We start from the raw sequence: 14,597 nt of genomic DNA, 5'->3' as shown, positions 1-14,597 counted from the left end.
ATGAAATACCTGTTCTTCAAGATGCTGGTGGTGTGGAGACGCATGCGGCACGGCATGCAGGCGCGCTACATGGATCGCCAGGATGTCGGCCGCCAGCTCGAGGCGCTGATGGGCCGTGCCGATCCGGCGGCGCCGTGGCACGAGCGCGCCAACTGGATGATCGATGTCGCCGAGTGGCTGCGCCACCGCCCTGCGGTCTCGCTGCTGGACCGCCAGGCCTGGCACCGGGTGCGGTGCCAGCGGCTGGAGATTCTGCTGGACTGGCTGGACCAGCACCGCGACGTGCGCCGCAGCGTGCAGAATGCGCTGCAAAAGACGCTGCGTGAAGCCACCGGCCCCGAACTCTTTTCCACCACCGGCCTGCCGCACGAACCCGGCTTCTTCGGCGAACTGGCCGAGCGCCTGGCGCGCATGGTGTTGCCGCGCCATCTTTCCCCGACCGACCTGTCCTCGCTGTTCACGGCGATGTTCCCCGATCCGGACGACGCCGCCTGGCTGCTGGAGCTCGACAATGACTTGCTGGCGCGGCTGTGGAAACTGCTGGCCGACGACGGCATTTCGCACATGTATTGGCAGCAGGTGGAGGAGGCCATCACCTACCTCACCACCACAGTGATCGCCGACGGCATCAGCCCGGCCTTCCGCCAGCGCCTGGAGCCAAAGATGCCGATGCGCGCCACGCCTTTCCTGGCGTTGCGGCGCGAGATGGAGGCCTGGCTGCGCGGTCATCCCCACGACCAGGGGGCGCTGCGCAGCGTGCGCATGCTGGTGGCGGTGTGCCATGCGCAGACCGACCGCATCTACGCCCACCTGGACGAATACGGCGTCTCGGTCAGCCTGGTGTACCGGGTCGAGCGCATGCGCGCCCACCTGCAGCGCATCGGCCGCCTGATCGACGTGCGCGCCGCCGCCCCCGGCGAGTCCGGTGCGGGGCGCGTGCAGCTGTTGCTGGCCGACCTGATTTCGGCCCACCACAACCGCGGCTCGGTGCGCGGCCTGATGCGGCGCAGCTTTGCGCTGCTGGCGCGCAAGATGGTCGAGCGCAACGCCGACCACGGCGAGCGCGCCATCGCGCGCGACCGTGCCGGCTACCGCAAAGTGCTTAAAGGCGGCTTGCTGGGCGGTGCAGTGATGGCCGGTGCGGCGCTGCTGAAGATCACGCTGGCCAAGCTGGGCATGGTGCATTTCTTTGAAGGTGCGGCGGCGTCGCTGAACTACGCGGTCAGCTTCCTGCTGATCGCGGCCCTGGGCGGCGTGCTGGCCACGCGCCAGCCGGCGGTGACGGCGCCGGCGCTGGCCTCGCGCATGGGCGAGCTGGACGCTGACGGCATGCGCGGCCTGCTGGCCGAATCGGGGCGAATGCTGCGTTCGCAGTCGGCCGGCATCTTCGGCAACCTGCTGGCGGTGGTGCCGGTGACGGCGGCGCTGTGCGCCATCGGCTGGTTTGCGTTGGGCGCGGCGCCGATGTCGGCGGAGCAGGCGCACGCCATGCTGGCGTCGCTGTCGGTGGTCGGCCCCACGCCGCTGTATGCGGCGCTGACCGGTGTGCTGTTATGGCTGGCCAGCCTGGCCGCCGGATTCGCCGACAACTGGTTCGCCTTGCGCCGGGTGCGTGAGGTGGTCGCCAACCATCGCCGCCTGAAGCACGCGCTGGGCCCGCTGCGCGCCGAGCGCTGCGCCGGCTGGCTGGAGCGCAACGTCGCCACCATCGCCGGCAGCCTGGCGTTGGCCTTGCTGTTGGGCATGGCGCCGGTGCTGGCGGCGTTCTTCAGCCTGCCGCTGGACATCCGCCAGGTCACGCTGGCCGCCGGCACGCTGGCGGCGGCCGTCTTCAGCCTGGGCTGGCAATCGCTGGGCACGCCGGAATTCTGGCTGGCCGGCGGCGGCGTGGCGCTTACCGCGCTGCTGTCTGTGGCGGTGGCCTTTGCCTGCGCGCTGGCCTTGGCGCTGCGCTCGCGCGACCTGCCGCGTCGCGTGCGCCGTCGCGCCATGCGCGCGGTGTTGCGCCGTTTCGTCGTGGCGCCGGGATTCTTCATCCTGCCCGAGCGCGCCGATGCGGCGGCGCATGATGAGGATGCCGACGACGATGAAGACGTCGGCCCGGATGACGGTGGCGACGGCGACGATGCCGCGCAACCTGCCGAAGAAGCCCTTGCCGAGCCTGCGACAGGCGCACGCGGCAAAGGGAGGGAGGCGCTGGAGGAAGAGCTGAGGCGTCTCGCATAGGTCTTGAATTAATGCCAATGCAATACCGGTAATATTGCAGCGCATATATTTGTCAAACTACCCGAAAGCCCGCCACCGGCGGGCTGTTGCGGCCGATTTGCAGGTGTTCCCGGCAGGGATGACTGCGCCGAGTTTATTGGGTTAGAATCAAACGGTTTTTTGCGTAAGCAGGGGGAGTGGAAGAGACAAGCTTGAGCCGAAACAACGGTTGAGCCATAGCAGAACAGCCAAACCTGCCGACCCAGAAGCAAGCGAACGAGCACGACAAAATTTGCCGCTGGTAGCAAAAAAAGATTTGTTTCGCCGAGAGCCCGTTTCCTCGTGAGCGGGCTCCAACGTCCAATTCACTTACCCTGCTAACATGAAAAAACACCTCGTGTTTCTTGCATTGGCTGGCGTCGTCGGCGGTGCGTCCGCAGCGGACATCGTCGGCAATGCCAAGGCCGCCGAAAACAAAGTCTCTATGTGCATCGGCTGCCACGGCATCCCCGGCTACAAGGCCACCTTCCCCGAGGTCTATCAGGTGCCCATGCTGGGCGGCCAGTCTCCCAAATACATCGAAAACGCCTTGCGCGCCTACCAGAAGGGCGAGCGCAAGCATCCGTCGATGGTGGGCATCGCCACCAGCCTGTCGGACCAGGACATCGCCGACCTGGCCGCCTACTATTCGCAGCAGAAGTAAGGGGACGCACGAGATGAAAAAGATTCTGACCCGTTCGGCCGCGTTGCTGGCCGTCCTGAGCGTGACGTCGCTGCAAGCGGGCGCTGCCGATATCGCCGCCGGCCGCGCGCTGGTGGAAAAATACAACTGTGCGTCCTGCCACGGCAAGGACTACAACTCGCCGATCGACCCGTCCTATCCCAAGCTGGCCGGCCAGCACGCAGATTACCTCAAGCACGCGCTGACCGCCTATCGGCGCGGCGACACCGCCATGAACGGTCGCACCAACGCCATCATGGCCGGCCAGGCCAAGCCGTTGACCGACCAGGACATCAACAACATCGCCGCTTACCTGCACAGCCTGCCGGGCTCGCTGGTGCTGCGCAAGTGATGTCCTGATCGCTCGCGCATGAAAAAAGCCACGCGCATGCGTGGCTTTTTTTTCGGCGAGCGGCGAGGCTTGCGTTCAGCCCTGCGCGCGCCGCTTGATGCTCTCGATATAGGCCGCGCCGTCCGGCGGTTGGCCGTTGCGTTGCGCGTTCCAGATCATCTGGCCCAGGCATTCCATGATTTCATGGTGCGCCTCGTGCTCGGAGCCGCGGCGCTGCGCCAACATCTGGAAGGCGGCGCGGATGCCGGGCGGCTGATCGATCGAGATCTGCTCCGTAATCGACAGGTGCATCGACAGATGCAGGAAGGGATTGGTCTGGCCGCGCTCGACCGAGTAGTCGGCGGCCAGCGCCTGCTCGACATCGCCCAGGTCGTTCTGGTATTCGGGGTGTTGCATGATCCAGTCGCGCGCGATGGCTTCGAGCGGTGTCAGGACTTCATTGCCTTGGTGCTTGCGGTAGGCTTCGCAAAAGAAGCGGCGGACATCGTGCTGGGTCGGGTTGAATATCATGGCGCTGCGGGGCAATCAAAGACTCGGTGAAACCGCTATTTTACGCTGCCTGCGCACGGTCTTCAGGCGGGCGCGGCGGCACGGGCGCACGAAAGCCGGTAGCGAGTCCCCCGGGCGGCCGCTCTTGCAGTACTATCGTTGCCGGCAGACAAGTTTCACATCGAGTCACCACCACAAGCAGACCCGCCCGTTGCGCATTCCTGTCGGTATCGCACCAGGGCCGGGCATCAAAAGGGGATGGTCGCATGCACTTCGCAGCACGCCTGCTTCACCGTTGCTTGCCTCACCCACGTCCATGGCGCCTCTCATGGGGCGCGGCCGTCGGTTTGATGGCTGCGCTCTCGCTGGCGCTGCCGGATGCGCACGCGCGCACGCCCGAGCGCACGGCTACCCCGGCCAAGGCGGAAGAGTCCAAGGCTGCGCCGTCCGACCCGACCGACGAAGACACATTGCTGATCGGTTTCGCCGGCCCGTTGAGCGGCCCCTCGGCCGGCGTCGGCAAGAGCATGCAGAACGCGGTGCAACTGGCGGTGGACGAGGCCAACCGCAAGGGCTTGCGCCTGGCCGGCAAGAATTACCGCCTGCGGCTGCTGGCCCAGGATGACCGCGCCGATCCCGCGACCGCCGAATATGTGGCGCGCTACCTGGTCAGCCAGCACGTGCTGGGCGTAGTCGGGCATTGGAACAGCGGCGCCAGCCTGGCGGCGGCGCCGATCTACCATGCCGCCGGCGTGATCCAGATTTCCCCGGCGACCATGAGTCGCCGCTTCACCGCGCAGGCGTATCCCGGCGTGTTTCGCACCATTCCCAACAACGACGCCGTGGGCCAGTTGTCGGCCGAGTTCGCGGTACGCAAGCTGGGCGTGAAGACGCTGGCCACCATTGATGACCGCACGCCGTTCGGCAAGGGGCTGGCCGAGCAGGTGGCGCGCACGGCGCGCGAGCTGGGAGTGGAGGTGACCGGCAGTTATTCGGTCAGCGACAAGACCTCGGACTTCAACGGCCCGCTGCTGCAGATCCGCAAGCGTAGTCCCGATCTGATCTTCTTCGGCGGCCTGGACTGGCAAGCCGGCCTGCTGGCCAAGGCGATCAGGCGGCTCAAGATCGATTCCCGACTAATGGGCTCGGCCGGCACGGTCGGCCTGCCTTTCCTGATGCAGGCCGGCGCCGATGCCGACGGCGCCCTGGTGCTGGAGCCGGGCCCGGCGGCCGACAAGATGCCGGGCTGGAAGGCGTTTCGCCAGCGCTATGGGCAGAGCTTCGACACCAATGTCGACCTGTACGCTACCTTCGCCTACGACGCCGCGCAGGCGCTGATCAGCGGCATGCGCCAGTCCAACGCGACCGACGGCGCGGCCATCGCGCGCGAGATGCACAAGCTGAAGCTGGCCGGGGTGAGCGGGACGATCGCCTTCAATGAGGAGGGCGACCTACTGCATCCAAGCTTCACCATGTACGAGGTGCAGGACCGGCGCTGGGCGCCCGTGCTGCAAATCGACGGCGCGCCGCGACCATGAACGGCGGGGAAGAGACGCTCAGACGCCTTTTTGCGGCAGCGGCGTCTTCTGTTTGAATTCGCACAGGTCGGCGATCACGCAGTTCCAGCATTGCGGCTTGCGCGCGATGCAGGTGTAGCGGCCATGCAGGATCAGCCAGTGGTGCGCGTCCAGCCGGAATTCCGGCGCGACGAACTTCAGCAGCTTGCGTTCGACCTCATCCACATCCTTGCCCGGCGCAATGCCGGTGCGGTTGGAGACGCGGAAGATATGCGTGTCCACCGCGATGGTGGGATGGCCGAAGGCGGTGTTCAAGACTACGTTGGCGGTCTTGCGGCCCACGCCCGGCAGAGCCTCCAGCTCCTCGCGCGACTCCGGCACCTGGCTGTCGTGCTGCTCGATCAGGATGCGGCAGGTTTCGATGGTGTTCTTGGCCTTGGTGCGATACAGGCCGATGGTCTGGATGTAGGGGATCAGGCCGTCCACGCCCAGGGCGTAGATCTTCTCCGGCGTATTGGCCACCGGGTAGAGCTTGCGCGTAGCCTTGTTGACCGAGACGTCGGTGGCCTGGGCCGACAGCAGCACCGCGATCAGCAGCTCGAAGGGGGTGGTGTATTCCAGTTCGGTGCGCGGTTCGGGATTGGCGCGGCGCAGGCGCTCGAAGATCTCGCGGCGTTTGGTCGGGTTCATGAGCGGTCTTGTTCTTGTGTTGCTTCCAGTTTCTTCAGGCGGGCGCGCTCCATGGCGGCCTGGATGATGGCCTTCTTGCGCGCCAGTTCGGCTTGTTCTTCGGGCGTGCCGGCTGCGGCAGCTTCCACTTCCTTCAATTTGGCGGCCGCCTTGGCGGCCAGGCGGTCGTCGTTTTCCTGCTTGTCGCGCTTGAGCCGCGTGTTGCGCCAGTCGTGGCGGGCGCGGGCGGCATCGGCCTGCTGTTGCGACCAGGCTTGCCAGCCGCTGCGGCCCGGCGTCGCCTCAACCAGCGCGATGCAGTCCACCGGGCAGGGCGCCACGCACAGCTCGCAGCCGGTGCACAGGTCGTCGACCACCGTATGCATCTGCTTGGCCGCGCCGACGATGGCGTCCACCGGGCAGGCCTGGATGCACAGCGTGCAGCCGATGCAGACCTGCTCGTCGATCACCGCCAGCAGGCGCGGCTGTTCAACGCCGTGGACGGGATTGAGCGGGATCACCGGCTTGCCCAGCAGTTGCGCCAGGCGTGCAATGCCTTCGGCGCCGCCGGGCGGGCACTGGTTATGCCCGGCGCGGCCCTCGGCAATCGCCTCGGCGTAGGGACGGCAGGCCGGGTAGCCGCATTTGGTGCACTGGGTTTGCGGCAGCAGGTCTTCGATCCGGTCGGCGAGGGCGGAGGTCTCGGTCGGCAAGGCGGGCGATGTGGTGGCGGATGGCGGCACGTCGGTAGGGCAGGTCAACAACACAAAGCCGACATTATCCGGGGAAAACGGCCCGAAGTCATGCCGTCCGACAGCCGCCGGCCTGCGCGAGCGCAAGGAATCGTCCTTAGAACGTCTCGTTATGAAGCCTCAATCGGGATGAACTTCGCGCTTTTTGCGCCATCCATCTGAGAGAGCACCGGATGCCGCGCATCCGGATCCTTCCAGACGGGCGCTCCGGCGCAGGCGCACCATGATCAAGTTTCCAGGTCCTGCCCACGGCGGGCGTTCCCTCGAAGTCGACTTCTTCCGCGGCGTGGTGTTGCTGATGATCGTGGTCGACCACATTTCGGGCAGCATGCTCGGCCAGTTCACGCTGCAGCGTTTCGCCATCTTCGACGCCACCGAGGTGTTCGTCTTCCTGGCCGGTTACGCCACCGCCGCCGCCTACACCGCCATCGCCGACAAGAACGGCGATGAAGCCGCGCGCTGGCGCTTCCTGCAGCGCGGCTGGCAGCTCTACCGTTCCTTCCTGCTGACGGTGACGCTGATGCTGTTGCTGGGCCTGCTGTTCACCGCGCTGCGGCTGCACACCCCCACGCTGGAATATACCGACATCGGCACCTTCATCGATGAGCCGTTGCAGATCGGCAGCGAGATGATCCGGCTGGCGCGCCAGCCTTATCTGTCGAGCATCCTGCCGATGTACATGCTGTTCGCATTGGCCTCGCCGCTGATCGTGCCGTCGGTGCGGCGGCGGCCCTGGCTGGCCGCCGCCGGCAGCCTGGCGATGTGGGGCCTGGCGCCGCTGCTGGCGCGCTTCCTGCCGACGGTGACGCCGGCCGGCTGGACCTTCAACCCCTTCGCTTGGCAGCTGCTGTTCGTGATCGGCGTGGTGTGCCGCCTGCATCCACTGAAGAGCTACCAGCGCGAGGACGCCGACGCCGCGCTGCGCCGGCGCAAGTTGACGCGGGTGGCGGCGGCGGTGGCGATCGGCTTCTTGTGCATGCGCATGTTCGTCGAGTTCGATCCCGGCCCGGTATTCAAGCAGAATCTGTCGTCGCTGCGGGTGGGCAGTTTCATGGCGGTGCTGTGGCTGGTGGCGATGATGGTGCGCCAGGGCTGGATCCGGCAGCTGGCCGACCACCTGCCGTTGGTGGTCACAGTGGGCAAGAACGGTTTGGTGTGCTTCGTCGCGGGGACGATGATTTCGCTGCTGGCCGACATCCTGCTGTATCTCGCCGTCGGCGGGCAGCCGGGCCGCTGGGCCGGCCTGATGGCCGACATCTGCGCCATTGCAGCGATGCTGGCCGTCGGCGTGCTGGCCCAGGTCTGGAAAGACTACCGCAAGCGCGGCAGGGAGCGGCGCTCGCACGCCGCGGCGGCGCATTAGGCATTTGGCGTCATCCCCGGCGGCATAAAAAATCCGGCGCTACGTTTGTGCGTAGCGCCGGATTTTTGCTTGGCCGTTTGGTCGGCTGGCGCGCCTGCCGGTCGCGCTGGCCGAATTCAGCTCTTGCTGCGGATGAATTCGCCGATCTTCGGACAAACGATCTCGCGCCAGCGGCGGCCCGAGAAGATGCCGTAGTGGCCGGCCTTGGGCACCGTGAAGTGTTGCTTGTTCGCCTTCGGAATGCCGCTGCAGAGGTTTTGCGCGGCCTCGGTCTGGCCGGAGCCGGAGATGTCGTCCAGCTCGCCCTCGATGGTAAACAGCGCCACCGACTTGATGTCCTGCGGGCGTACCGGCTTGCCTTCGATCTCCCAGGTGCCGCGCGCCAGGTCGAAGTCCTGGAACACGATCTTGATGGTCTCAAGGTAGAACTCGGCCGGCATGTCCAGCACGGCGTTGTACTCGTCATAGAACTTGCGATGGTCTTCGGCCGAGGCATCGTCGCCGTCGCGCAGGTGCATGTAGAAGTCCCAGTGGCTTTGCGCGTGGCGGCGCGGGTTCATCGCGACGAAACCGGCGTGCTGCAGGAAGCCCGGGTAGACCTTGCGGCCGAAGCCGGGGTAGTTGGCCGGCACGCTGTAGATCACGGTGTTCTCGAACCAGGCGTAGGGCTTTTCGGTGGCCAGGTCGTTGACCGAGGTCGGCGACTTGCGGGCATCGATCGGGCCGCCCATCATGGTCATGCTCTTGGGCAGCTTGGGGTCGTTGGCGCTGGCCATCAGCGCGATGGCCGCCAGCACCGGCACGGTGGGCTGGCACACCGAAATCACGTGCACGTCCGGGCCCAGGGTGCGGATGAAGTCCTGCACGTAGTAGACGTAGTCATGCAGGTGGAAGTCGCCTTGCTCGACCGGCACCATGCGGGCGTCGGTCCAGTCGGTGATGTAGACGTCATGCTCTTGCAGCAGCGCGCGTACGGTCTCGCGCAGCAGCGTGGAGTGGTGACCCGACAGCGGCGCCACGACCAGCACGGTGGGTTGCTTCAGCGTGGAGATCTGGCGCGCCGACAGGTCCTTCTTGAAGTGGATCAGGCGGCAGAACGGCTTGGTCTCGACGACTTCTTCGACGATGCCCGTGGCCTTGCCGTCGACTTCCACTTCATGGATGTTGAACTGCGGCTTTTCGTATTCCTTGGACAGGCGATACAGCAGCTCATAGCCGGCGGCGATGCGCTGCGAGAAAGGGGTATGGGCGAGCGGGGAAACCGGATCCGAGAACAGCTTGGCGGAGGTTTCCGCCCACTGCATCATCGGGTTCAGAAACGCGCGGTTGAGTTCATGCAATTGATAAAGCATAGCTGACCTTTATACAGATGCCGGCGGCGTCCCGGTTGCGGGCGGGCTTGTGGCCGCGCCGGGCGCCGGGAAGGGCGCGAGCAGGCATGTGCATCAAACGTTTGGCGAAGGTTGTTGGCTGACACACCACAAATATTGCAATTTGTCAACATTGTTCGTGCTGCGACGCGGTAGCATAACATGCTTCGCCGGCGGCTCCTGACGCTGGTAAGACCAAAGACAGAAATTCGCCGGGAAAGTTTGGTGCATTGCGACAGTTTTCGAGGCCGCAATGAAAAAGCCCCTGCAGGGCAGGGGCTTCGGTCATGCTGCCATGCGCTGCGGATCGGCTCCGCGGCGACATGGGACTGGCTGATCAGTCGAACACCGGGGTTTCCACGCCCAGGATCTTGTGCAGCTTGGGCGAGGTGGTGGTGTACTGCATGTGGATCTTCTTTTCCGGGAAGATGTAGGGCGCGGCGCCGAAAGCGGCCAGCGCGGCTTCGTGGAAGCCCGACAGGATCAGCTTCTTCTTGCCCGGATAGGTGTTGATGTCGCCCACGGCGAAGATGCCCGGGACGTTGGTCTCGAACTTCTCGGTGTCCATCACCTTCAGCTGCTTGCGTTCGATGTCCAGGCCCCACTCGGCGATCGGGCCCAGCTTCGGCGACAGGCCGAAGAACACCAGCAGCATGTCCAGCGGCAGGCGGCGGGTGACGCCGTCGGCGCCGGTGACCTTGACTTCCTTGAGCTGGCCGTCGGCGATCTCGGTGCCGGTGACCTGGCCGACCAGGAATTGCATTTCATACTGTTCGCACAGTTCCTTCATCTTGGCCACCGACGCCGGGGCCGCGCGGAATTCTTCGCGACGGTGCAGCAGGATCACCGATTCGGCCTTGCCGACGAAGTTCAGCGCCCAGTCCAGGGCGGAGTCGCCGCCGCCGCAGATGACGATGTTCTTGCCTTCGAACTTGGCCGGATCCTTGACGCGGTAGAACACTTGCGAGTTCTCGAACTGCTCGATGCCCTCGACCTTCAGCGTGCGCGGCTGGAACGAACCGACGCCGGCGGCGATGAAGATGGTCTTGGTGATGAACTTGGTGCCGGTCGAGGTCTCGACGTCGAAGCGGCCGTCTTCGCGCTTTTGCACCACGGTCACTTCCTGACCCAGGTGGAAGGTCGGCTCGAAGGGCTCGATCTGCTTCAACAGGTTGTCGGTCAGTTCCTGGCCGGTGCAGACCGGCACGGCGGGAATGTCATAGATGGGCTTGTCCGGGTACAGCTCGACGCACTGGCCGCCGACGACCGGCAGCGAATCGATCACGTGCGCCTTGATCTCCAGCAAACCGAGTTCGAACACCTGAAAGAGGCCGACCGGGCCGGCGCCGATGATGACGGCATCGGCTTCGATGGTGCCCTGAGCGGCTGCGCCCTTGACGTTGTTTTCCATGATTTCTTGATATTCCTGTTTCAGTTTCAGTTGAGAGGTTTTTTCACACTCAATTGGCTAGAGGCGGACGCCGGTTTGCTGTGAGATCGGTCGGCGGGAGCCCGGGCCGCGTGGGCGGGGCATGCCGCGACGGTGAAAAGTCCGGAAGACCTCGTCTTCCGCGTGGTTTTACCCGGGGGTAAAACACAAACGGCTGCGCATCTGGCTGGGACGATGGAGCTGCCTGGCTGGATGCGCAACCGCAATTCTGGGGGTATTGCCTGCCGCGAGTCTTGATATGCCGCAGCGATCAGCGCTGCAGATATTGCAGCTTGCCGGTCTTGTCCTTCCATTCCTCGGCTTCGGCCAGCGGGGCCTTGGTCTTGGTGATGGAGGGCCAGTTGCGCGAGAGTTGCGCGTTCAGGTCAATGTATTCCTGCTGGTCGGCCGGCACGTCTTCTTCCGCGTAAATCGCGTTGACCGGGCATTCCGCGACGCACACCGCGCAGTCGATGCATTCGTCCGGATCGATCGCCAGGAAATTCGGGCCTTCGCGGAAGCAATCCACCGGGCAAACATCCACGCAATCCGTATAGCGGCAACGGACGCAGGAATCGGTGACAACGTGGGTCATAACTGTCCTATCTGTAAATATTCTTAAAACCGATGGCTAACTGCGCCGCAATTGATGGCAATATGGCACGGTTAAAATCATTTCACAGCCGGTTCGCCTGATTGTCTTGCCGTCTTTCCCCGCCTTTTCATATCCGATTGACATCGTCTGGATATCGTTCGGCGGCCCCGGAAACACGCTGCGCAACCCGCTGCAAAGCCTTGTATTTTAAGGTAATTCGATTTTTCCCACAAATGAGGCTTATACAGATTACGTATAAGTAAATAAACAACTCAGCGATGGGACAAGCCGCCGCCAATGCCCTGCGTAATGCCGAAACAGCGCATGGGGCGGGGCTTTGCAGCCTGCTGAGAACCGCCCGAATCAAGAAAAGGATGTCCCGGCGTGAACGCTGAACAGCCCCAACAAGCCTATCGTTTCCCTCGTCGCACCCTGCTGGCCGGTATCGGCCTGGGTCTGGCCCTGGTCTTCGGCCCGGGCCGGGCTTGCGCCGCCGATGCCATCCGCATCGGCGAGATCAACAGCCATAACAGCCTGTCGCCGGTGGGCCAGGCCTACCGTAACGGCTTGGCGCTGGCGCTGGAAGAAATCAATGCCGCCGGCGGCGTGCGCGGCCGTCCGCTGGAGCTGGTGGCGCGCGACGACGACGGCGATGCCGACCAGGCCGCCCGCAATGCCCGCGAATTGGTGTCCAAGGAACATGTCGAGGTGCTGACCGGCACCATGCTCTCCAACGTGGCGCTGGCCGTGGCGCGCGAAGCGGCGCGCGGCAAGACGGTGTTCGTGGTGGGGGATGCCCTGTCGGACGCCATCACGCTGGACAAGGGCAATCGCTACACCTTCCGGGTGCGTCCGTCGACCTACATGCAGGCCGCGATGCTGGCCGAGCAGGCCGCGCGCATGCCGGGCCGTCGCTGGGCGGTAGTGGCGCCCAACTATGAGTACGGCCAGAGCGCCGCGGCCAGTTTCAAGCTGCTGTTGAAGCAGGCGCGCCCGGATGTCGAGTTCATCGCCGAGCAATGGCCGGCGCTGGGCAAGATCAAGGCCGACGAGGTGGTGCGCGTGCTGCGTCAGGCGCGCCCTGACGGCATCTTCAACGCCACCTTCGGCGACGACCTGCAGAAATTCGTCCAGGCCGGCAACCGCCAGCAGCTGTTCGCCGGCGCCAGTGTGGTGTCGATGGCCTCGGCCGGGGCTCAGAGCCTGGATCCGGCGCAAAGCGAGGCGATTCGCGACTGGGTCGCGATCGGCTATCCATGGGACCAGATCACCACGCCCGAGCACCAGCAGTTCCTTGAGGCTTATTTGAAGAAATTCAGCCAGCGCCCGCAGCTCTCGGCGATCTTCGGCTACACCACCATGAAAGCCATTGCGGCCGGCCTGAAGAAGACCGACGGCGCCGACGGCGATGCCCTGGTGGATGCCCTGCGCGGCTTGCAGCTGGATTCGCCGCTGGGCCCGATCGCTTTCCGCCCGCTGGACCAGCAAGCCTCCATGGGCGCCTTCGTCGGCCTGGTGTCGCAGAAGGATGGTCGCAGCAGCATGAGCAACTGGCGCTACCTCGACGGCGCGGCTTACCTGCCCAACGCGACCTACGTGCGCAGCCGTCGTCCGGCGTCGGCCATGAAGTAATCCGGCCACGCCGCGTTTGTTCGCGTAGCGCCCCCAAAGCCCCCTCGATGCAGGGGGCTTTGCTTTATCTGATCCGGGTTAAACTAGCGGGCATGGCGCACACCGGCGCCGCCCCTCCCGCTGCACGGGACCGCCACGCGGTCCGGATGCGGGGACGGACCCACCAACACGGCAACAGGCGGCATGGCCGCATCCGGATTTCATGATCATCACATCCTTACTCGATACCGATCTGTACAAATTCACGATGATGCAGGTGGTGCTGCATCACTTCCCCGGCGCGCAGGTCGAATACAAGTTCAAGTGCCGCAACGAAGGCGTCGACCTGACGCCCTACGTGGACGAGATTCGCGCCGAGATCGCGGCGATGTGTCGCCTGCGCTTCAAGGAAGACGAACTCAGCTACCTGCGCAGCCTGCGCTTCATCAAGAGCGACTTCGTTGACTTCCTCGACCTGTTCCACCTGAACGAGAAATACATCACCGTGCAGCCGGCCGCCGCCGGCAACGGCGAGATCGAGATCATCGTCAAGGGCCCGTGGCTGCACACCATCATGTTCGAGGTGCCGGTGCTGGCCATCGTCAACGAAGTCTATTTCCGCGACACCCAGCGCTCGCCCGACCTGGAAGAGGGGCGCGCGCGCCTGCGCAAGAAGATTTCGGTGATTACCGACGATCCGGAGCTGGCCGGCTGCAACATCGCCGACTACGGCACGCGCCGCCGCTTCTCGCGCAGCTGGCACGCCGAGGTGATCGACGAAATGAAGCAGCGCATGGGCACCCACTTCGCGGGCACCTCCAATGTCATGTACGCCATGCAGCACGGACTGACCCCGCTGGGCACCATGGCGCACGAATACCTGCAGGCCTGCCAGGCGCTCGGTCCGCGCCTGCGCGACTCGCAAACCTTCGCCTTCGAGATGTGGGCGCGCGAGTATCGCGGCGACCTCGGCATCACGCTGTCCGACGTCTACGGCATGGACGCCTTCCTGCGCGACTACGACATGTACTTCTGCAAGCTCTTCGACGGCGCCCGTCACGACTCCGGCGACCCGTTCGAATGGGGCGAGCGCCTGATCCAGCACTACCGGGACAACCGCGTCGACCCGTCTTCCAAGGTACTGGTGTTCTCCGACAGCCTCGACTTCGACAAGGTGCGCGCGCTCTACCTGCGCTTCAAGGATCGCGCCAAGGTGGCCTTCGGCGTGGGCACCAACCTCACCAACGACCTGGGCTACACGCCACTGCAGGTGGTCATGAAGATGGTCCGTTGCAACGGCCAGCCGGTGGCCAAGCTGTCCGATACCCCGTCCAAGAACATGTGCGATGACCTGGCTTACGTGAACTACCTGCGCCAGGTGTTCGAGATCAAGGGCTGAGACCGGCCGTCCGCGCAGGTGCCCGCTGTTGCCGGGCGCTCTGCGCAACAGTTGAAAGTTTTTGGCGGTACACCTCGTTTCAGGCGGGGCCGCCGGCGCGGCTGCTATAGTGTGGCACCTCTTCG

General features: G+C 64.8%; 13 protein-coding genes. 7 read left to right on the top strand and 6 right to left on the bottom strand.

Annotated elements, in window-relative coordinates:
* The 3 genes from J8I26_RS18975 (at position 1) to J8I26_RS18965 (ending at position 3,278) form a co-directional block, all read left to right on the top strand.
* Positions 1–2,226 (top strand): preprotein translocase subunit TatB, encoded by a 2,226-nt coding sequence (locus J8I26_RS18975; RefSeq protein ID WP_209608662.1) that lies wholly within the window; start codon positions 1–3, stop codon positions 2,224–2,226.
* Between the two features lie 361 nt (positions 2,227–2,587).
* Positions 2,588–2,908 carry a cytochrome c gene (locus tag J8I26_RS18970; protein ID WP_209608661.1) on the top strand — a complete coding sequence of 107 codons (321 nt, stop codon included), beginning with the start codon at positions 2,588–2,590 and terminating at the stop codon, positions 2,906–2,908.
* Positions 2,909–2,921: 13 nt separating this feature from the next.
* The gene (locus J8I26_RS18965; protein ID WP_209608660.1) at positions 2,922–3,278 is read left to right on the top strand and encodes a cytochrome c; all 357 of its coding nucleotides are present in this window, start codon (positions 2,922–2,924) and stop codon (positions 3,276–3,278) included.
* Between the two features lie 75 nt (positions 3,279–3,353).
* Here J8I26_RS18965 and J8I26_RS18960 read toward each other — a convergent pair whose 3' ends face one another.
* Entirely contained in the window at positions 3,354–3,785 is a 432-nt protein-coding gene (locus tag J8I26_RS18960) for a DUF1841 family protein (protein WP_209608696.1), read from the bottom strand.
* A gap of 332 nt (positions 3,786–4,117) precedes the next feature.
* Here J8I26_RS18960 and J8I26_RS18955 point away from each other — a divergent pair, with 332 nt between their 5' ends.
* Positions 4,118–5,305 carry a branched-chain amino acid ABC transporter substrate-binding protein gene (locus J8I26_RS18955; protein ID WP_209608659.1) on the top strand — a complete coding sequence of 396 codons (1,188 nt, stop codon included), beginning with the start codon at positions 4,118–4,120 and terminating at the stop codon, positions 5,303–5,305.
* Between the two features lie 18 nt (positions 5,306–5,323).
* Here the strand turns inward: J8I26_RS18955 and nth are convergent, their stop codons facing one another.
* Positions 5,324–5,974, bottom strand: coding sequence for an endonuclease III (gene nth / locus J8I26_RS18950; protein ID WP_209608658.1), 651 nt, complete (start codon positions 5,972–5,974; stop codon positions 5,324–5,326).
* Positions 5,971–6,696 (bottom strand): electron transport complex subunit RsxB, encoded by a 726-nt coding sequence (rsxB, locus tag J8I26_RS18945; protein WP_209608695.1) that lies wholly within the window; start codon positions 6,694–6,696, stop codon positions 5,971–5,973. Before rsxB ends, nth begins: the two co-directional genes overlap by 4 nt.
* Before the next feature lie 232 nt (positions 6,697–6,928).
* Here rsxB and opgC point away from each other — a divergent pair, with 232 nt between their 5' ends.
* Positions 6,929–8,068, top strand: coding sequence for an OpgC domain-containing protein (opgC, locus tag J8I26_RS18940; RefSeq protein ID WP_209608657.1), 1,140 nt, complete (start codon positions 6,929–6,931; stop codon positions 8,066–8,068).
* A 116-nt stretch (positions 8,069–8,184) separates the two neighbouring features.
* Here opgC and phaZ read toward each other — a convergent pair whose 3' ends face one another.
* The 3 genes from phaZ to fdxA all read right to left on the bottom strand — a co-directional run bounded on the left by phaZ (position 8,185) and on the right by fdxA (position 11,462).
* The gene (gene phaZ / locus J8I26_RS18935) at positions 8,185–9,420 is read right to left on the bottom strand and encodes a polyhydroxyalkanoate depolymerase (RefSeq protein ID WP_209608656.1); all 1,236 of its coding nucleotides are present in this window, start codon (positions 9,418–9,420) and stop codon (positions 8,185–8,187) included.
* A gap of 355 nt (positions 9,421–9,775) precedes the next feature.
* The gene (locus J8I26_RS18930; RefSeq protein ID WP_209608655.1) at positions 9,776–10,849 is read right to left on the bottom strand and encodes an NAD(P)/FAD-dependent oxidoreductase; all 1,074 of its coding nucleotides are present in this window, start codon (positions 10,847–10,849) and stop codon (positions 9,776–9,778) included.
* Positions 10,850–11,138: 289 nt separating this feature from the next.
* The gene (gene fdxA / locus J8I26_RS18925) at positions 11,139–11,462 is read right to left on the bottom strand and encodes a ferredoxin FdxA (RefSeq protein WP_209608654.1); all 324 of its coding nucleotides are present in this window, start codon (positions 11,460–11,462) and stop codon (positions 11,139–11,141) included.
* A 444-nt stretch (positions 11,463–11,906) separates the two neighbouring features.
* On the opposite strand from fdxA, the gene J8I26_RS18920 reads away from it, so the two are divergent.
* Positions 11,907–13,094, top strand: a complete 1,188-nt coding sequence (locus tag J8I26_RS18920) for an ABC transporter substrate-binding protein (protein WP_348635345.1) — start codon at positions 11,907–11,909, stop codon at positions 13,092–13,094.
* A gap of 202 nt (positions 13,095–13,296) precedes the next feature.
* Positions 13,297–14,472 (top strand): nicotinate phosphoribosyltransferase, encoded by a 1,176-nt coding sequence (gene pncB / locus J8I26_RS18915; RefSeq protein WP_209608652.1) that lies wholly within the window; start codon positions 13,297–13,299, stop codon positions 14,470–14,472.
* Positions 14,473–14,597 lie beyond the last annotated feature (125 nt).

Source organism: Herbaspirillum sp. LeCh32-8 (assembly GCF_017814915.1).
GTDB lineage: Bacteria > Pseudomonadota > Gammaproteobacteria > Burkholderiales > Burkholderiaceae_D > Herbaspirillum.
The sequence above is the reverse complement of the archived record's forward strand: the minus strand, read 5'-3'. Positions and strand labels throughout refer to the sequence as shown.

Bases quoted from the DNA above. Each gene is read 5' to 3' on its own strand.
- J8I26_RS18965 (WP_209608660.1), top strand. From the start codon at position 2,922: ATGAAAAAGATTCTGACCCGTTCGGCCGCGTTGCTGGCCGTCCTGAGC.
- J8I26_RS18970 (WP_209608661.1), top strand. From the start codon at position 2,588: ATGAAAAAACACCTCGTGTTTCTTGCATTGGCTGGCGTCGTCGGCGGT.
- J8I26_RS18930 (WP_209608655.1), bottom strand. From the start codon at position 10,849: ATGGAAAACAACGTCAAGGGCGCAGCCGCTCAGGGCACCATCGAAGCC.
- fdxA (WP_209608654.1), bottom strand. From the start codon at position 11,462: ATGACCCACGTTGTCACCGATTCCTGCGTCCGTTGCCGCTATACGGAT.
- nth (WP_209608658.1), bottom strand. From the start codon at position 5,974: ATGAACCCGACCAAACGCCGCGAGATCTTCGAGCGCCTGCGCCGCGCC.
- pncB (WP_209608652.1), top strand. From the start codon at position 13,297: ATGATCATCACATCCTTACTCGATACCGATCTGTACAAATTCACGATG.
- J8I26_RS18955 (WP_209608659.1), top strand. From the start codon at position 4,118: ATGGCTGCGCTCTCGCTGGCGCTGCCGGATGCGCACGCGCGCACGCCC.
- J8I26_RS18975 (WP_209608662.1), top strand. From the start codon at position 1: ATGAAATACCTGTTCTTCAAGATGCTGGTGGTGTGGAGACGCATGCGG.
- opgC (WP_209608657.1), top strand. From the start codon at position 6,929: ATGATCAAGTTTCCAGGTCCTGCCCACGGCGGGCGTTCCCTCGAAGTC.
- phaZ (WP_209608656.1), bottom strand. From the start codon at position 9,420: ATGCTTTATCAATTGCATGAACTCAACCGCGCGTTTCTGAACCCGATG.